The organism is Tenacibaculum caenipelagi, assembly GCF_004363005.1.
In the GTDB taxonomy this organism is placed as follows: domain Bacteria; phylum Bacteroidota; class Bacteroidia; order Flavobacteriales; family Flavobacteriaceae; genus Polaribacter; species Polaribacter caenipelagi.
On sequence record NZ_SNYH01000007.1, the window covers coordinates 60447 to 79375 of the forward strand.

The following is an 18929-nucleotide window of genomic DNA, read 5'->3' on the forward strand; positions in this document are numbered from 1 at the left end:
ACACTAATTATGGTAGAAACAGTTTTATTACAACCAACAGAAGGAGAAAAAACAAAAATTACAGGTTTTGATGCTGTGTATAGAACAGATATAAAAACCACTGGAAACTTATTAGATTATTTTGAATTAAAGGTTCCATCAGGAAAAGGAGCTCCATTGCACATTCATCATAAAAATGATGAAAGTCTTCATGTGATTGAAGGTGAGTTTACCTTTCAAATTGGCGATGAAGTGCATAAAGCCCCAAAAGGCACCTTCTTATTTCTTCCTAGAGGTGTAGCTCATAAATTTACCAATGTGGGTACTACTGAAGGTCATTTAATAGGTACATTTACTCCATCAGGAACTTTTGATTTCTTTGATAAGCTAACTAAACTAGCTCCAGATGATTTTGAAGAAATCCAAGCATATTCAAAAAAATATGGTCATGAAGTTCTAGAGGAAGGATCTTATTAAACTCTCTAACAAGAAATAGCAATAAACAACAAGTTTTAAAACTTATTGACACATTTACTATTATATACCGCTCATACCGAGCGGTATATTTCATTCTTCCATTTTAATTTATTCAAAAATCAAATAATTTAAAATTACTCAAATGACTTCAGAAAGATTAGAAGCCTTTAGCGATGGAATTCTTGCTATAATAATTACAATAATGGTTCTTCAATTAGAAGCTCCTAAAGAAACAACCTTCGAGTGTTTATACAAAATGACTCCTATATTTTTAAGCTATGTAGTAAGTTTTCTATACATTAGTATTTATTGGAATCATCATCACCAATTGTTTAAAATTGCTAAAAAAATTAATGGAAAAATACTTTGGTCCAACTTAAACTTACTTTTTTGGCTATCACTAATCCCATTCACTACTTCTTGGATTGGCAAAAACCACATAGAAAATGTACCAGTTATTTTATATGGAATTGTATTTCTTATGAGTGAAATTTCTTTTCTGTTTTTAAAATACAACATCATACAACTACATGGGAAAGATTCAAACGTGGGAAAAGACCTTAGAATAAGTAAAAGCAACCTACTTTTTTTTGGTATTCAAATTACAGGTTTATTAATAATGGGAATTAATGACTACATTCCACTATCTTGTTTTTTAATAGCAGGTATTGTAAAAGTCATAGAACTAAAAAAAGTATATAATTATATACTTACCAAGCATCAATAAAAAAAACCTACGATACGTAGGTTTTTTATTTTTTTTTGTAGAATACTAAATTTAATTTACAAACTCTTGCATTGTATTATTTTCATCATTGTAAAGTAGCACAACTTTCAACTCTGGGTGTTTTTGTAAAAACACTTTTGTTTTTTCTAACCCCATCGCTAAAAAAGCAGTAGCATATGCGTCAACATCAGCACAGTCTCCTTTTAAACGGACAGACACACTTAACAGATTACTCTCTTCTGCTAATCCTGTTTTAGCATTTACTGTATGCACTATCTTTTTGCCTTCAGCATTTACTTTGTACTTTCTGTAGTTCCCAGAAGTTGCCATAGATTCATTATCCAACTCAATATATTTTTGAACAGATCTTGTTCCATCAGTATTCGGTTTTTCAATAGCTACTTTCCATAATTTTCCATGTTTTGTACCTCTAGCTCTAATCTCTCCTCCTATTTCTACTATGTAATCATGAATATTCTTTGCCTCAAAAAATCGTCCAATAACATCAACTCCATAGCCTTTAGCAAAAGCATTTACATTAAACTCTATGTTTTCACTTTCTCTATAAACTTTCCTATCTTTTAAAACAACTTTATCGAATCCAACATGTTCCATCAAAGCCGAAATTTCTTCCGAAGTTAAATCTTTCTTTTCTTTTCCTGACCCGAAACCATAAGCATCAATCAACCTACCTATAGTCGGATCAAAATACCCATCTGTTTCTTTGTAAATTTTTTTAGCTTTTTCAAAAACTTCTACAAACATATCATCAACAACTACCGTAGAATCTCCTTGGTTAATTTTTGAAATATCTGAAGTAGGCATATAAGTTGATAAAGACTTATTAACCAAATGATATAAACTATCAATTGATTTTTGGTAATTAGTACTACTAACATAAGTAATATGATATGTGGTACCAAAAACACTTCCTTCTAATCTGGTTTCATTTTGTCTTTTTTCTTCCTTACAAGACATCAACAACAATAATGAAACTACTATAAACGTTATCCTTTTAATCATCTTAAAAATTTGATCACAAAAATAATGCATTCACACCTCATAAAAGATTGTTAATTCTCTTTTTTGTATATTCATTTTTATAAATTTGCTCAACTATTTAATAATTTTCTAAAAAATCAGAATAAAATGAAAAAAATATTTTTATTCCTTACCGCATCTCTTTTGTTAGCCTCTTGTGCTTCAACAAAAGAATTAGACGCTTTAAAAACTAAACATGAACAAACCAAAGAAGAGTTGTTAGCTGTAAAAGCTAATTTAACGAAATGTTTGGTTGAAAAAGATAAATATCAAGATCAAGCATCTTCTTTAGAATCTAGAGTAGATGAATTAAGAAAAGACAAAGAAAACACTTTACAGCAAGTTGAAAACTTAACAGTATTAACTAAAGGAGCTAACGATAACATTAAGGAAACTTTATCTCAATTAAGTAAAAAAGACAAATACATCAACAAAATTAGAGAAGCTGCCTCTAAAAAGGATTCATTAAACTTGGTCGTTGCCTTTCATTTAAAGAAGGAATTACAAGAAGGAATTGATGATGAAGATATTGAAGTGAACGTTGAAAAAACAGTAGTTTTCATCTCAATTTCAGATAAATTATTATTCAAAAGCGGAAGCTACACTATTACTGACAAAGCATCTAAAGTATTAGAAAAAGTTGCAACTGTTGTTAACGGACAACCTCAAATGGACGTTATGATAGAAGGACATACTGACAATACACCTGTGTCTGCTGGTTCTGCATTAATAGACAACTGGGGATTAAGTGTATTACGTTCTACTGCTATTGTAAGACAATTACAAAACAACTACAACGTAGCTCCTGAAAGATTAATTGCTGCAGGAAGAAGTAGCTATGTACCATTAGTTGCAAACGATTCTCCTGCTAACAAAGCTAAAAACAGACGTACAAAAATTATTATCTTACCAAGATTAAATCAATTCTTTGATTTATTAGATCAAAAGGTAGAATAATTTTTAAAAGATTTTATAGTAATAAAAAACGTGCTTCGAGCACGTTTTTTTATTTTAAAAATCAGCTAAGTCAAGAAAACAAAAAATTAAACTAACACGCTATTTGTCAATCAAATAATTAATTGTACATTTGCAGACCTTTTTAAAGGATAAAAAATCATTATTAACAAACAAAAACTAATCGTGTAATTATGAACACATTAAGTTACAAAACAGTATCAGCTAACAAAGCTACAGTTAACAAAGAGTGGGTTTTAGTTGATGCGGACGGGCAAACATTAGGTCGTCTAGCTTCTAAAGTTGCAAAACTTATTAGAGGTAAGTACAAGCCAAATTATACTCCTCACGTAGATTGTGGAGACAACGTTGTTATTATCAACGCTGAAAAAATCAACTTAACTGGTAACAAGTGGGCTGACAAGTCTTACATCCGTCACACAGGTTATCCAGGAGGTCAAAGATCATTAACTGCTACAGAAATGTTCGAAAAAGATCCTACAAGATTAATCGAAAAAGCAGTAAAAGGTATGTTACCTAAAAACAAATTAGGTAGTGCGTTATATAGAAACCTATATGTTTACGCAGGGACAGAGCATGGTCAAGAAGCTCAAAAACCTAAAACTATTAACCTTAACGATCTTAAATAATTATGGAAACTGTACACAAAATAGGTAGAAGAAAAACAGCTGTTGCTCGTGTTTATGTTTCTCAAGGAAGTGGAAACATCACTATCAACAAAAGAGAGTTTAAAAACTATTTCACTACACCAACTTTACAATACAAAGTTCAACAACCTTTAATGTTAACTGAAAACTTAGAGGCTTATGATGTTAAAGTAAACGTATACGGTGGTGGTGTTACTGGTCAAGCTGAAGCTATTCGTTTAGCAATTACTAGAGCATTAGTAGCTATTAACGAAGAAAACAAAGCTGTATTAAAACCAGAAGGATTATTAACTCGTGATCCAAGAATGGTTGAACGTAAGAAATTCGGTCAGAAGAAAGCACGTAAGAAATTCCAGTTCTCTAAACGTTAATCGTTTATTAGAACTGTTATTTATAAATCAATTTTTAACAGTTTAGTATCTAAATACTTCAGACTTAATAACTACTGAAGTATTGCGAAAACAGAACGTAAACACATTTATTAAAATGGCAAACATTCAAGAATTATTAGAAAGTGGTGTTCACTTCGGACACTTAACTAGAAAGTGGAACCCAAACATGGCTCCATACATCTATACAGAGCGTAATGGTGTTCACATCATCGATTTGTATAAAACTTCAGCTAAAATTGACGAAGCTTCTGCTGCGTTACAAAAGATAGCTAACTCAGGACGTAAAATCTTATTCGTTGCAACTAAAAAGCAAGCTAAAGATATCGTTGCTGAAAAAGCAAAAGCTGTAAACATGCCTTACATTACTGAGCGTTGGCCAGGTGGTATGTTAACAAACTTTGTTACTATTCGTAAAGCTGTAAAGAAAATGGCTTCTATTGATAGAATGAAGACTGATGGTTCTTTCGACGCTTTATCAAAAAGAGAAAAATTACAAATCAACCGTCAACGTGAAAAATTAGAAAAGAACTTAGGTTCAATTTCTGATATGACTCGTTTACCAGGAGCTTTATTTGTAATTGACGTAAAGAAAGAGCACATTGCTGTTGCTGAAGCACAAAAATTAAACATTCCAATCTTCGCAATGGTTGATACAAACTCTGATCCAAGACCAATCGATTTTGTAATTCCTGCAAACGATGATGCTTCTAAATCTATCGATAAAGTATTATCATATATTACAGATGCAATTGCTGAAGGCTTAACTGAAAGAAAAGCTGACAAAGAAAAAGCTAAAGCTGAAAAAACAGCTGACGCTCCAGCATCTGAGGAAGCTTAATAATTTTTAATTTAAAGGTTTCATTACATTGAAACCTTTAAATTTTTATACCTTACAACAATTAATTACAATTAAAAAATAACGATAGAAATGTCAGTAAAAATTAGCGCTGCAGACGTAAAGAAATTAAGAGAAACTACCGGAGCTGGTATGATGGATTGTAAAAAAGCATTAGTAGAAGCAGAAGGTGACTTTGATAAAGCTATTGAAATTTTACGTAAAAAAGGACAAAAGATTGCTGCTAAAAGAGCAGATCGTGAGTCTACTGAAGGTGTAGCAATTACTAAAATTAGCGATGACAACACTTATGGTGTTGCTATCGTACTAGCATGTGAAACAGATTTCGTAGCTAAGAATGATTCATTCAAAGAATTAGCACAAGAATTTGTTGATATCGCTTTTAACCATAATACAAAAGAGGAGTTCTTAGCTGCTGATTTTGGAGGAATGACTGTTGCTGAGAAATTAATTGAGCAAACAGGAGTTATTGGTGAAAAAATCGATATTACTTCTTTCGAAAAAATCGAAGCACCATATGTAGGAGCTTATACTCACGTTGGTAAAATTGCTGCAATGGTAGGTTTAACTGCTGCTGTAGATAACGCTGCTGAGTTAACTAAAGACTTAGCTATGCAAGCCGCTTCAATGGGAGCTGTTTCATTATCATACAAAGATTTTGATCCTGCTTATGTAGCTTCTGAAACTGAAGCTAGAATCGCTGCAATTATTAAAGACAACGAAGAGTTAGCTCGTTTAGGTAAAACGTTAAAGAACGTACCTCAATTCGTATCTAGATTACAGTTAACTGATGAAGCTATGGCTGAAGCTGAAAAAGAAGCTAAAGAGCAATTAAAAGCTGAAGGTAAACCAGAGCAAATTTGGGACAAAATCTTACCAGGTAAAATTGAAAGATTTATCTCTGACAATACAACTTTAGATCAAGAACAATGTTTATTAGATCAAAAGTTTATTAAAGACGAAAAGAAAACTGTTGCAGAATATGTTTCTTCTTACGGTGATGTTGAAGTTAAAAACTTCGTAAGAGTTACTTTAGGATAATTCTCAACAATCATATTATAAAAAAACCATCCATTTTTGGATGGTTTTTTTTTATTTGATCAAAATTCAAACTCAAAAAAAATATGTAGCTTTGCACAACTTTCAACAAAACAAATGCAATACAAAAGAATCCTTTTAAAATTAAGTGGTGAGGCACTAATGGGAGAGCGCCAATATGGTATTGACCCAAACAGACTTAAAGAGTATGCTCAAGAAATAAAGCAAGTTGTAGATAAAGGTGTAGAAGTAGCCATTGTTATTGGTGGTGGTAATATTTTCAGAGGAGTTGCAGGCGCTAGCCAAGGTATGGATCGTGTACAGGGAGACCATATGGGAATGTTAGCTACTTGTATTAACGGATTGGCATTACAGAGCGCTTTAGAAGACGAAGGTATTCATACCCGATTACAAACCGCTATCGAGATTAAAGAAATAGCTGAACCTTATATTAAACGTCGTGCTAATCGTCATTTAGAAAAAGGTCGAGTGGTAATTTTTGGTGGAGGAACAGGAAATCCGTATTTTACTACCGATACAGCGGCCGTATTAAGGGCTATTGAAATTAATGCAGATGCTATTTTAAAAGGTACAAGAGTAGATGGTATTTACACATCTGACCCCGAAAAAAATAAAGATGCAGTTAAGTATGAAAACATTACCTTTAAAGATGTAATTGACAAAGGTCTAAAGGTTATGGATATGACTGCTTTTACATTAAGTGAAGAAAACAAATTACCTATCATTGTTTTTGATATGAACACCAAAGGAAACTTGTTAAAGTTAATTTCTGGTGAAAATATTGGAACAATAGTTGATAACGAATAAATCGAAATTACCCTCTATTGAGGTTTATAAATACGAACAAAATGACTGAAGAAATTGATTTTATTTTAGATTCGGCCAAAGAGGCAATGAATAGTGCTATAGAGCATTTAGTAAAAGAATTGCGAAGCATTAGAGCTGGTAAAGCATCTCCAGCCATGTTAGCGAATGTTCAAGTAGACTACTACGGTTCTGCTACCCCTTTAGGGCAAGTAGCAAACGTAAACACTCCAGATGCAAGAACAATTTCGATTCAACCTTGGGAAAAAAACATGTTGCAAGAAATAGAAAAAGCAATTATGCTTGCTAATTTAGGTTTTAACCCAATGAATAATGGTGAAAATATCATCATCAATGTTCCACCATTAACTGAAGAACGTCGTAAAGATTTAGCTAAACAAGCAAAAGCGGAAGCTGAACATGCAAAAGTTGGAGTTCGTAATGCTCGTAAAGATGCTAACAACGAAATTAAAAAATTAGATGTTTCTGATGACATGAAAAAGAGCGCAGAAACTGAAATACAAAGTTTAACTGATCAATACGTTAAAGAAATTGACGATAAATTAGTCGTAAAAGAAAAAGAAATTATGACCGTATAATTTTCTTTGAAAAATAGTTTTAAAAAGAGTGTTTTTGACACTCTTTTTTTTTCGTTTAATTGTTTCATTTAGCATAACTTTGCTAAAAATTTTTTGAATGACTTTTTGGACTAAAATCGCAGGATTTATATTGCGAAATCGTTATCTAGTTTTAATTACCATAGCTATCATTACAGGACTTTTAGTCACTCAAATGAAATATATGCGCTTCTCATATACAGAAGCAAATTTACTCCCTACCGATCACGAAGCTAATATTCAATACAACAAATTTTTAGAAATTTTTGGTGAAGAAGGTAACCTAATTATTTTAGGGGTTAAAGACTCTACTGTTTTTACTCCAGCTAAATTTAATGCATGGAACAAGCTTGTAAAAGATTTAGACAGTTTATCTCAAGTAGATTTTACAATTTCTATTGCCAATGTACAACAATTAAAAGCAGATAGAAAGCAACGTAAATTTATTGTTGAACCGTTGTTTAAAAGCGCTCCTAAAACAAATAAAGAGGTAGATAGTATTAAAAAACAGCTCTTTGAAAAACTTCCTTTTTACGAAAACCTGTTATACAACGACCAAGGTACTTTGCAAACTGCTATTTACCTTAATAAAGATATTGTAAACACTCCTGCTCGTAGAGATTTCATTACCGATGTTTTAATTCCTACAGTTAATACTTTTGAAAAGCAACATCAATTAGATATTCGTGTATCAGGAATGCCATACATACGAACCGTGAATTCTCAAAACATTATTGATGAAATGGAAATATTTGTTGTTGGAGCATTGCTTATTACAGCCATTATATTTTTCTTCTTTTTTCGTTCGTTTAGGGCTACTTTTATTACTCTTTTGGTAGTAGGAATTGGAGTTATTTGGGCCTTTGGTTTTATTGGTCTTTTCCGTTATGAAATTACTGTTTTATCAGCCTTAATTCCTCCATTAATTATCGTTATTGGAGTTCCTAATGCAGTATTTCTAATCAACAAATACCAGCAAGAAGTAAAAAAACATGGTAATCAAGCCAAGTCATTGCAACGTGTAATTTCAAAAGTTGGGAATGCTACCTTAATGACTAATATTACAACCGCATCTGGTTTTGCCACATTTGTTTTTGTAAAAAGTCAGCTATTACGTGAATTTGGAATACTAGCTTCTGTAAACATTGTTAGTATATTCATTTTAGCTTTATTAATCATTCCAATTATATACAGCTTCATGCCGCTTCCTGAGAAAAAACATTTAAACCATTTAGAGAAAAAATGGATGGAAAATGTGGTAAATTGGATGGAACGTATGGTGAAAAAACAACGAATTGGCATTTATATTACTACAGTTGTTATTATCATCTTTAGTATGATTGGGTTATATCAAATTAAAGTATCTGGAAGTTTGATTGAAGACATGCCAAAAAGCAAACAGTTTTATAAAGACATTAAGTTTTTTGAGTACGAGTTTGGAGGTATAATGCCTTTAGAAATTTTAATTGACACCAAAAAAGATAAAGGTGTAATGAAACTTTCTACGTTAAAAAGAATGGAAAAGTTGAATGAAACAATTGAAACTTTTCCAGAATTATCTAAACCTATATCTATTACCAATTTAGTAAAATACTCAAAACAGGCTTACTATAACGGAAACCCAAAATACTACCAACTACCAACTAGCCAAGAAAAGGGATACATTTTTGCATATACCAAAAATTCTAGTAGTAATTCAGGCATGCTTAAAAACTTTGTAGATAGTACTGGACGTTATGCTCGTATTACAACTTTTATGAAAGACATTGGCACTGATAAAATGGATATTATTCAAGATAGACTACAAGCCGTAATTAAAAAGCAATTTCCAGACGACCAATATGAAATTTCGATGACTGGTAAAGCTTTAGTTTTTCTTAAAGGAACAAACTATCTGATAAAAAACCTAGTTATTTCATTATCACTAGCAATTATACTAATTTCTATTTTCATGGCGTGGATGTTCCGCTCACCACAAATGATTTTAATTTCGTTAGTTCCTAACATGCTTCCTTTGTTAATAACAGCTGGATTAATGGGATATTTAAGCATTCCTATAAAACCATCAACTATATTAGTATTTAGTATCGCTTTTGGTATTTCTGTAGATGACACTATTCACTTTTTAGCAAAATATCGTCAAGAATTACTAGCTAATAACTGGAAAATAAAACCCGCAGTATATTCTGCATTAAAGGAAACAGGTGTGAGCATGTTTTACACTTCTATTGTACTTTTCTTTGGTTTTTTAGTCTTTACCATTTCTAGTTTTGGTGGTACTATTGCTTTAGGAGGTTTGGTTTCAATAACTTTATTATTAGCTATGGTTTCTAATCTGCTATTATTGCCTTCTCTTCTTCTTTCTTTTGAAAAAAGAATCGCTAATAAAAATGTTTTAAAAGAAACTAAATTTAAAATTTTGCCTCCTAAAGAAGATAAGTAAAACTTTGCCTGCTTTTTGTAGTTCATCATTGCACAATTAATAGCAAAAAAAGTATCTTTGCGTGTTTTAATTGAAGATATTAAGAAATGAACAGAAGTAGCATTAAAGAATTATTACAATCGGATAAATTTTTACATGAAGTACACGTAAAAGGATGGGTAAGAACTTTTAGAAGCAATCGTTTTATTGCTCTAAACGATGGTTCTACCATTAATAATATTCAATGTGTTGTAGATTTTGAAAATACCGATGAAGCTTTATTAAAAAGAATAACTACTGGAGCTGCTGTAAGTATAAATGGTACTTTAATTGAAAGTCAAGGTAAAGGACAAACAGTAGAAATTAAAGTAACTAACTTAGAAATTTTAGGAGATTCAAATCCTGACGAATATCCTATTCAACCAAGAAAACACGGATTTGAATTTTTAAGAAGGAATGCACATTTACGTGTAAGAACCAATACTTTTAGCGCTGTAATGCGTTTGCGTTCTGCGTTATCATTTGCAGTACATCAGTATTTCCAACAAAATGGATTTTACTATGTAAACACTCCTATCATTACTGGTTCTGATGCCGAAGGTGCGGGTGAAATGTTTAAGGTTACAAACTTTGAAGCTAACAAAGCTCCCTTAAATGAAGAGGGTGAAATAGATTATACTAAAGATTTCTTCGGTAAAGAAACTAATTTAACGGTTTCTGGGCAATTAGAAGCTGAAACCTATGCAATGGCATTAGGTAAAGTGTATACTTTCGGACCTACTTTTAGAGCTGAAAACTCTAACACTACACGTCACTTAGCAGAGTTTTGGATGATTGAGCCAGAAGTAGCTTTTAATGATTTAGATGCTAACATGGATCTTTCTGAAGACTTTATCAAGTATGTCTTACAATACGTATTAGATAACTGCCAAGACGATTTAGCCTTTTTAGACAATCGTTTAGCTCAAGAGGAAAAAACGAAGCCTCAAGCAGAACGTAGCGAAATGGGACTAATTGAAAAGTTACGATTTGTAGTAGACAATAATTTTAAACGTGTAAGTTATACTGAAGCTATTGAAATTTTACGCAATTCTAAGCCAAATAAAAAGAAAAAATTCCAATTCCCAGTTAACGAATGGGGAGTAGATTTACAATCTGAACACGAGCGTTATTTAGTTGAAAAACACTTCAAGTGCCCAGTAATTTTATTTGATTATCCAGCCAATATTAAAGCGTTCTATATGCGTTTAAATGAAGACGGAAAAACCGTTCGTGCTATGGATGTATTATTCCCTGGGATTGGTGAAATGGTTGGTGGATCACAAAGAGAAGAACGTTTAGACGTTTTAAAAGAAAAAATGGCTGAACTAAACATTCCAGAAGAAGAATTATGGTGGTATTTAGACACTCGTAAATTTGGTACTGCTGTACACTCTGGTTTTGGTTTAGGGTTTGAACGTTTAGTTTTATTTACTACAGGAATGAGTAACATTCGCGACGTTATTCCTTTCCCTAGAACACCACAAAACGCTGAGTTTTAAAAAAATCATAAAACTTATAAATAACTATCGTCATTCCTTAATGAATGGCGATTTTTTTTGTCCTATTTCATATCTTTGTACATATGCTAAAACAAAGTTTACATCAAAAATTACTTCAAAAATTATCGCCTCAACAAATTCAGTTGATGAAGTTAATTCAATTGCCTACACAAGCTTTTGAAGAACGTTTAAAACAAGAAATTGAAGAAAATCCTGCACTTGATACAGGGAAAGAAGAATCTGATAATTTTGAAGATACATTAACTAATGATGTAGATTATGATGACTCTGGTAATGAAAAGATTGATGCTGAAGACATCAATATTGATGAATATTTAAGTGATGATGAGTTTCCAAGTTATAAAACACAAACCAATAACTATTCACCAGACGATGAAGAAAAACATGTTCCGTATGCAGCAGGAACAACTTTTCATCAATCTTTAAGTAATCAATTAAATACTTTTAGAATTAATGATGAAGAACGAGCTATTGCAGAGTTTTTAGTAGGAAGCATTGATGATAGCGGATATATTCGTAGAGAAATTATTGATTTAGTAGATGACTTAGCTTTTACACAAAACATTTTTACTACCGAAGAAAAAGTAAAAAACGTTTTAATAAATGTAGTGCAAAAATTAGATCCAACTGGTGTTGGTGCTTTAGACTTAAAAGAATGTTTAATCATTCAGTTAAAAGCAAAAAAAGAAAATGAAAGTAGAGTTTTAGCTATTAGAATATTAGAAGATGCTTTTGATCATTTTGTAAAAAAACACTACAAAAAGCTTCTTGAAAAATTTAGTATTTCTGAAGAACAATTAAAAAATGCTATTACCGAAATAAGCAAATTAAATCCGAAACCAGGAAGCTCTTATGCTGGTAATAATAAAATTGCGGAGCAAATTGTTCCTGACTTTTCTATTAGAATAATTGATGGTAATTTAGATTTAACCCTAAACTCTCGTAATGCTCCAGAGCTACACGTTTCTAGAGAATATAGCAATATGCTAAAAGGGTACCAAGATTCGAAAGAAAAGAGTAAATCACAGAAAGATGCAGTACTATTTATCAAGCAAAAACTAGATGCCGCAAAATGGTTTATCGATGCTATAAAGCAGCGTCAACAAACTCTTTTAATTACCATGAATGCTATTATGCATCGACAAGAAGAATACTTTTTAACTGGTGATGAGCGTAAGCTAAAACCGATGATTTTAAAAGATATTGCTGATGAAATTAGTATGGATGTTTCTACTGTTTCACGTGTTGCGAATAGTAAATATGTATCTACTCCTTATGGTACAAAATTGATTAAAGAGTTCTTTTCTGAATCAATGAAAAATGATCAAGGAGAAGATGTTTCTACCAAAGAAATTAAAAAGATTTTAGAAACAGTAATTAGTGAAGAAGATAAGCGTAAACCACTTACTGATGAAAAATTATCTGCTATTTTAAAAGAAAAGGGATACCCAATTGCTAGAAGAACAGTTGCAAAATATCGTGAACAACTTGACATTCCTGTGGCGAGATTACGCAAAGAGATTTAATGAAGTGGCATAAGTTTATATCAACCATTTTACACCCCATTGTAATGCCTACAATTGGTATTATTTTGTACTTTCTTTTATCTCCTATACAACTTAATTACCAGCAACAGTTTACGGTACTTACTGTGGTTTTTATTGCTACATACCTTATACCTATGCTTTTATTGGTTTTCTTAAAATCTATAGGCTATATAAAATCTTTTCAAGTACATAGTATAAATGAACGAAAAGCTCCTATTTTTTTTATGATGTCGCTCTTTTTTATTTTAGGAAAACTTTTCTCAAATATGGGTATTGTTAAGGACTTAAGTTATTTATTTTACGGTACTGTATTAGGACTAGGCATAATATATATCCTCTTTCCATTAAAAATTAAAGGGAGTTTACATTTATTATCTATGGGAATTGCAACCAGTTTCTTTTTATTATTTCAACAACTACAAGGTGTTTTTGTGCTCCCTGTGGTAATTACCTTTATTTTCCTGTCAGGAGCTCTAGCAAGCTCTAGATTGTATTTAAAAGCCCATACCACAAGAGAAGTCTATATTGGTTTTTTTATTGGCCTGATAAGCCCTTTTGCTATTTATTATCTTTTATAGGAGATAAAAACTTAACCCTAATCTTACAATTTTACTTTTTATCGGGTTATTGTTCAATTTAACATTTTTAAACATTGGAGTTAAGCCATAATATACATGAAAGTTAAAGGTTCCATACCCTACTGATAATGCTAAGCCTGTTTGCCATGTATTGTATTTTGCTACATTAGAGAGTTTTACACTTTCAGTTGGTAAGTTATATTGAAAGTTATTATTCATGTTATATACAATCTTAATTCCTGCATAAAAACGCCAAAAAGAATATGTATTAACATTAGAAGATCTCCACCTGAACTGTATAGGCATTTCAATGTTATGAAGCTTTATTTTATTTGAAGTTATTTCCGGGTCTATTTCATATTCGCTTACATTTCCTTCTAATACTTTTAAATTATGATTAAAAGAATCGAAGCTATACCCTAAACCAACACCTAAAGCTGTTTTTCCTTTTCTATTAAATGGAATATCCTTTATGTAACCAGCAGAAAAACCGTATGAAAAGCCTGTTTTTTCCACACCATCTGGCTGATCATTTAATAAATTATAAGTAATATCAATGTACAACTGATCTTCCCAATATTTATCTCCTATTTGTAGAGAATCCTTTTGAGAAAATGTACTTAATGACAATAACAATGCAAAAAGAGTTAATATATGCTTCATAATAATTTTCTAACGATAAATATACCTTTTTTGTATAAAAAAAGAGCAATCTTACGATTGCTCTTTTTTTATTTATTTAAAAGTAATTACTTATTAATTACACTTCCTTTATGAGTAGATAAACTTAACTTAAGAGCATTTACGTCTCTTAACTTTTCACGAATATCGGCTAATGTACCAACACTCGATTCTTTATCTGCTTTGATAGAAGTTGTCATAAAAGGCACTTCAGCTTCTGATACATTATCTCTTTCAAGAAAAATGAACGAAGGTACATCCTCTGGAGTCGCAATCTTATCATTTAACTGAATTCTATTATAACCTGTACCGTACTTAGGATCCTTTGCTTTACCAACATAAATTGTACTCACTAAACTTTTACGCTCAAGCTTTTTAACTTCACTTGCACTAGGTAAACGTGGTGAATCAATCAATAAATCTGTTTCTCTCATAGTAGTAGTTACCATGAAGAAGAATAACAACATAAAAACAATATCTGGTAAAGATGCCGTAGATAAAGCTGGCATACCTTTTTTCTTCTTTCTAAATTTAGACATACTCTATTGTTTTATTATTGAACATTTGTTGGGTCTGTATCTGATATAATTTGAGGATAACTCTCCTTAATATCTTCTACTTTCTTTCTTAAAGACTCATCTTTTCTTGCACTATCGATAAAAGCTTTTTCAAGTTCGTCAAAACTCATACCATATTTTTCTTGGCATAGTCTGTTACGTAAATCTGTATAAGCACGTAACAACTCATTTTGAACAGCAACATAAGTACCATACTCAGTACCTCTATCACTTTCTACTGAAATAATTGCTTTATTTGGATGATCTGATGATTCTGGATCCTTTACTCCTTTACAGTAGTCACAAGGTGCTCCAGCTTCTTTTCCTGGCATTGGGTTACCAATACCTCCACCATTATCAATAAATTTCATTGCAGCATCTTTTAAGTCTTTCAACTCCATTGGTTCGTTTTCAACTAAAAGTTGATTGTTACGGTTAATGCTTACTTGAAAAATATTCTTTTCTTTAACGATTGGTGGTTGAACATCTGTTTTTTCAGCTAACTTTTTAGGGATACCTGAATCCACATCCATTGTTGTTGTTACAAGGAAAAAGATAAGTAGCAAGAAGGCAATATCTGCCATCGAACCTGCATTAATTTCTGGGTTTTCTCTTCTTGCCATAATGATCTATGATTTAACTAATCCTTTTAATAAATCCCACACGAAGAAACCTCCTGCAATCACTATTAAAATAATACTTAACCAAATACCTGTACTTGTGTTTTTAGACACACTACTACCAGCCTCTGCTACTAATTCATTATTAGCTCCTATTACTTGACCATCACTAGAAAACATGTAAGATATCACTAATAAAACTCCCATAGCTAATATCCCTAATAATGCTTTTTTTAATGCAGCAGGATTTTTAAACAAGCTAAAAACAGAAGCTAAAACTGTTACTGCAGCTGTTAACATTAGTAATACTAAAGAATAAGTAACTAATGGAGAAACTGCATCTGACATTGCTACTTTGTCCTCACTATCAACACCCATAGTCATTAAGAATAAGACTATACCGACAAGAGAAAGTAAAGCAACAACGATTGTTATTAATCTATTGTTCTTCATACTTCTATTATTTTTTATACTTAGCTAATAAATCAATTAAAGAGATAGATGCATCTTCCATATTATTTACAATGCTATCTACTTTAGAAATGATGTAGTTGTAGAAAATTTGTAAGATAATTGCTACTACTAAACCAAATACTGTAGTTAAAAGTGCTACTTTAATACCACCTGCTACTACCGCTGGAGAGATATCGTTTGCAACTGCAATCGCATCAAATGCTCCAATCATACCAATTACAGTTCCCATGAACCCTAACATCGGTGCTAAAGCGATGAATAATGAAATCCAAGAAATATTTTTTTCTAATAATCCCATTTGCACTCCACCATATCCAACTACAGCTTTTTCAGCAGCATCTAAACCTTCATCAGCTCTTTCTAAACCTTGATAGAAAATAGAAGCAACAGGACCTTTTGTATTTCTACAAACCTCTTTAGCAGCCTCTACACCACCTGAACTTAATGCCTCATCTACACTAGCAACTAATTTTTTAGTGTTGGTTGTAGCCATATTTAAATAAATGATTCTTTCAATTGCAATAGCTAAACCTAAAATTAAAGCTACTAATACAATTCCCATAAAACCAGGACCACCTTCAATAAAATATCTTTTTAAAATTTGGTGGAAAGTTTCTGATCCTTCTGCCGCTGCTGCGTCTTGAGCATAAGTTGATTGAATAGCTCCTAAAAACATAAATCCTGCAATAGTTAGGATATTTACTACTTTTTTCATTTTGTTATAATTAATTTTAAATAGTTAACGGGTTAAAAATACAAATTTTACTACGAAAAACTCATTTTTTTACAAATAAGTAATTCTTTTCTCGTACTTATTACGCTTTTTAATTTTTCAGAGTGGCAAGTAACAAAAAAATGTTGGGACATTAAAAAAAAACTCTTATATTTCTATCAACACCCTATTCCCCCGCCTTTACCCTAAGTATTTCAAGCAGTTACAGCTGCTAATTTAACGATTTATTTACAAATCAAGCCATTTCTCCTCTTAGAGGTTTCTGAAAATAATGCTTAAATTCTTCTTTTGAAAGCTTTTCGCCCAATAAATACATCATTTTTGCTATAGCTGTTTCTGTGGTAATATCCTTACCATCAACAATACCAATACGTTTCATTTCAGAACTAGTTTCATAATGCCCTAATATGACACTACCTCCTGCGCATTGAGTTACATTCACAATACTGATTCCTTTTTGTATCGATTCTTCTAACAAATTAAGAAACCATTTTTCTGTAGGTGCGTTTCCTGATCCGTAAGTTTCCAAAACAATTCCTTTTAGCCCTGAAATATTTACAAAACTCCTTACTACTGGCTCTGTAATTCCTGGAAACAGTTTTAGAATTGCTACATGATTGTCTAGCTTTTTTCTAAAAACTAATTTAGTTTCTTTCTGACTAGGTTTTAATAACAAATGATGATTAAAATTTAAATGCACCCCACTTTCTGCCAACGGAGGATAATTCATCGATGCAAAAGCTTCAAACTGTTCTGCATTTATTTTTGTCGTTCTATTTGCTCTATATAATTTATATTCAAAATACAAACCTACTTCTTGAATTATTGGCTGACCATTTTCGTAAGTTGAAGCAATCTGTATTGAAGTAATTAAATTTTCTTTTGCATCTGTACGTAAATCTCCTATTGGCAATTGCGAGCCTGTAAATATCACTGGTTTTTGTAAGTTTTCAAACATAAAACTAATTGCAGAAGACGTATATGACATTGTATCTGAACCCGTTAAAACTACAAAACCATCAAACTTATTATAATTGTCAGAAATTATCTCGGCTATTTGAATATAGTAATCTACATTCATATTTGACGAATCTATGGGTTCATCAAATGATATAGTAGTTATATCACAGTTAAGCTGTTGCAATTCTGGTATTTTGCTAGATATTTGACTAAAATCAAAAGCTTTTAAAGCTCCTGTATTATAGTCTTTTACCATACCAATGGTTCCTCCTGTATAAACAATTAATATTTTAGGTTTATTTGTCATTTTGACACATTTTAATACCATTAATAAATTGGAATAATTTATGATGTAAATTTATCCAACAAAAATGACATAAAATTTTAAAACTATATAAATTATGATTGGATTTTATATTCTAATTGGGATTATATCTTTATTCAGCTGGTTAGTAAGTAATACTTTACAGCAAAAATTTAAAAAATACTCGCAAGTACACTTACGAAACGGCATGAGTGGTGCAGAAATTGCACAAAAAATGTTAGCTGATCATGGTATTTCAGATGTACAGGTAATTTCTACACCAGGGAGGTTAACAGATCATTATAACCCGCAAAACAAAACTGTAAATTTAAGTGAAGCCGTATACAACCAACGAAATGCTGCCGCAGCTGCTGTTGCAGCGCACGAAGTTGGACATGCTGTACAACACGCTAGAGCTTATCAATATTTACAAATGCGATCTAAACTGGTACCTATGGTAAGTATTACCTCTCGTTTTTCTCAGTGGATGGTGATTGGTGGTATTACTTTTGGAGCCGCTTCTGGTAGTACTGGCATCGGATTTTATATCGCATTAGCTGGTTTGGCTTTTATGGCTTTAGGTACAATTTTTAGTTTCATTACCTTACCCGTAGAATATGACGCAAGCAATAGAGCCTTAGCTTGGTTAGAAAATAAAAATATGGTAAGTCGTGAAGAACTAGCTGGATCTAAAGATGCTTTAAAATGGGCCGCAAGAACTTATTTAGTGGCTGCGCTTGGTTCTTTAGCTATGCTATTATATTGGGGGTTAAGAATTTTAGGAAATAGAGACTAAGTCAATATAGAAATATAATAATAAAACCCTCGTTTTGATAAATTCAAAACGAGGGTTTTAATTTAATTCTAAATAATTTTTTCCAAAAAATTTACACTCACAGCTAACTCTTAAATGAATA

At 31.6% G+C, this 18929-nt stretch carries 21 protein-coding genes; 14 read left to right on the forward strand and 7 right to left on the reverse strand.

Annotated elements, in window-relative coordinates; genetic code table 11:
* Positions 1-9 precede the first annotated feature (9 nt).
* Positions 10-456 (forward strand): cupin domain-containing protein, encoded by a 447-nt coding sequence (locus DFQ07_RS14450; protein WP_133537966.1) that lies wholly within the window; start codon positions 10-12, stop codon positions 454-456.
* Between the two features lie 142 nt (positions 457-598).
* Positions 599-1183: a TMEM175 family protein gene (locus DFQ07_RS14455; RefSeq protein ID WP_133537967.1), complete on the forward strand. Its 585-nt coding sequence runs from the start codon at positions 599-601 to the stop codon at positions 1181-1183.
* Positions 1184-1234: 51 nt separating this feature from the next.
* Here the strand turns inward: DFQ07_RS14455 and DFQ07_RS14460 are convergent, their stop codons facing one another.
* Positions 1235-2206 (reverse strand): FAD:protein FMN transferase, encoded by a 972-nt coding sequence (locus DFQ07_RS14460; protein WP_243743996.1) that lies wholly within the window; start codon positions 2204-2206, stop codon positions 1235-1237.
* A 126-nt stretch (positions 2207-2332) separates the two neighbouring features.
* On the opposite strand from DFQ07_RS14460, the gene DFQ07_RS14465 reads away from it, so the two are divergent.
* The 11 genes from DFQ07_RS14465 (at position 2333) to DFQ07_RS14515 (ending at position 13683) form a co-directional block, all read left to right on the forward strand.
* A complete protein-coding gene (locus DFQ07_RS14465) occupies positions 2333-3181 on the forward strand; it encodes an OmpA/MotB family protein (RefSeq protein ID WP_133537969.1) in 849 nt (282 codons plus the stop codon).
* Between the two features lie 191 nt (positions 3182-3372).
* On the forward strand, positions 3373-3828 hold the full coding sequence (gene rplM, locus DFQ07_RS14470; RefSeq protein WP_133537970.1) for a 50S ribosomal protein L13: 456 nt from the start codon (positions 3373-3375) through the stop codon (positions 3826-3828).
* A gap of 2 nt (positions 3829-3830) precedes the next feature.
* Complete coding sequence (rpsI, locus tag DFQ07_RS14475) at positions 3831-4217, forward strand: 30S ribosomal protein S9 (RefSeq protein WP_047790000.1); 387 nt, start codon at positions 3831-3833, stop codon at positions 4215-4217.
* 115 nt (positions 4218-4332) lie between these two features.
* On the forward strand, positions 4333-5076 hold the full coding sequence (gene rpsB, locus DFQ07_RS14480) for a 30S ribosomal protein S2 (RefSeq protein ID WP_133537971.1): 744 nt from the start codon (positions 4333-4335) through the stop codon (positions 5074-5076).
* 90 nt (positions 5077-5166) lie between these two features.
* Positions 5167-6135 (forward strand): translation elongation factor Ts, encoded by a 969-nt coding sequence (tsf, locus tag DFQ07_RS14485; protein WP_133537972.1) that lies wholly within the window; start codon positions 5167-5169, stop codon positions 6133-6135.
* A gap of 114 nt (positions 6136-6249) precedes the next feature.
* On the forward strand, positions 6250-6960 hold the full coding sequence (gene pyrH, locus DFQ07_RS14490) for a UMP kinase (protein ID WP_028892295.1): 711 nt from the start codon (positions 6250-6252) through the stop codon (positions 6958-6960).
* A gap of 41 nt (positions 6961-7001) precedes the next feature.
* Complete coding sequence (gene frr / locus DFQ07_RS14495) at positions 7002-7556, forward strand: ribosome recycling factor (RefSeq protein WP_133537973.1); 555 nt, start codon at positions 7002-7004, stop codon at positions 7554-7556.
* Positions 7557-7653: 97 nt separating this feature from the next.
* Positions 7654-10017 carry an efflux RND transporter permease subunit gene (locus DFQ07_RS14500; protein ID WP_133537974.1) on the forward strand — a complete coding sequence of 788 codons (2364 nt, stop codon included), beginning with the start codon at positions 7654-7656 and terminating at the stop codon, positions 10015-10017.
* A gap of 86 nt (positions 10018-10103) precedes the next feature.
* Positions 10104-11537 carry an asparagine--tRNA ligase gene (gene asnS / locus DFQ07_RS14505; protein WP_133537975.1) on the forward strand — a complete coding sequence of 478 codons (1434 nt, stop codon included), beginning with the start codon at positions 10104-10106 and terminating at the stop codon, positions 11535-11537.
* 83 nt (positions 11538-11620) lie between these two features.
* Entirely contained in the window at positions 11621-13084 is a 1464-nt protein-coding gene (gene rpoN / locus DFQ07_RS14510; RefSeq protein ID WP_133537976.1) for an RNA polymerase factor sigma-54, read from the forward strand.
* On the forward strand, positions 13084-13683 hold the full coding sequence (locus DFQ07_RS14515) for a hypothetical protein (RefSeq protein WP_133537977.1): 600 nt from the start codon (positions 13084-13086) through the stop codon (positions 13681-13683). Before rpoN ends, DFQ07_RS14515 begins: the two co-directional genes overlap by 1 nt.
* Here DFQ07_RS14515 and DFQ07_RS14520 read toward each other — a convergent pair.
* The 6 genes from DFQ07_RS14520 to DFQ07_RS14545 form a co-directional block, all read right to left on the reverse strand.
* Entirely contained in the window at positions 13678-14346 is a 669-nt protein-coding gene (locus DFQ07_RS14520) for a porin family protein (RefSeq protein WP_133537978.1), read from the reverse strand. The two genes, DFQ07_RS14515 and DFQ07_RS14520, sit on opposite strands and share 6 nt — an antisense overlap.
* A gap of 86 nt (positions 14347-14432) precedes the next feature.
* Positions 14433-14903 (reverse strand): ExbD/TolR family protein, encoded by a 471-nt coding sequence (locus DFQ07_RS14525; RefSeq protein ID WP_133537979.1) that lies wholly within the window; start codon positions 14901-14903, stop codon positions 14433-14435.
* A 14-nt stretch (positions 14904-14917) separates the two neighbouring features.
* On the reverse strand, positions 14918-15544 hold the full coding sequence (locus DFQ07_RS14530; RefSeq protein ID WP_133537980.1) for an ExbD/TolR family protein: 627 nt from the start codon (positions 15542-15544) through the stop codon (positions 14918-14920).
* A gap of 6 nt (positions 15545-15550) precedes the next feature.
* A complete protein-coding gene (locus DFQ07_RS14535; protein WP_133537981.1) occupies positions 15551-15994 on the reverse strand; it encodes a hypothetical protein in 444 nt (147 codons plus the stop codon).
* Between the two features lie 7 nt (positions 15995-16001).
* Positions 16002-16730, reverse strand: coding sequence for a MotA/TolQ/ExbB proton channel family protein (locus DFQ07_RS14540; RefSeq protein WP_028892285.1), 729 nt, complete (start codon positions 16728-16730; stop codon positions 16002-16004).
* 253 nt (positions 16731-16983) lie between these two features.
* Complete coding sequence (locus DFQ07_RS14545; RefSeq protein WP_133537982.1) at positions 16984-18015, reverse strand: asparaginase; 1032 nt, start codon at positions 18013-18015, stop codon at positions 16984-16986.
* Between the two features lie 94 nt (positions 18016-18109).
* On the opposite strand from DFQ07_RS14545, the gene DFQ07_RS14550 reads away from it, so the two are divergent.
* Entirely contained in the window at positions 18110-18808 is a 699-nt protein-coding gene (locus DFQ07_RS14550; protein WP_133537983.1) for a zinc metallopeptidase, read from the forward strand.
* The last annotated feature ends 121 nt before the right edge of the window (positions 18809-18929 follow it).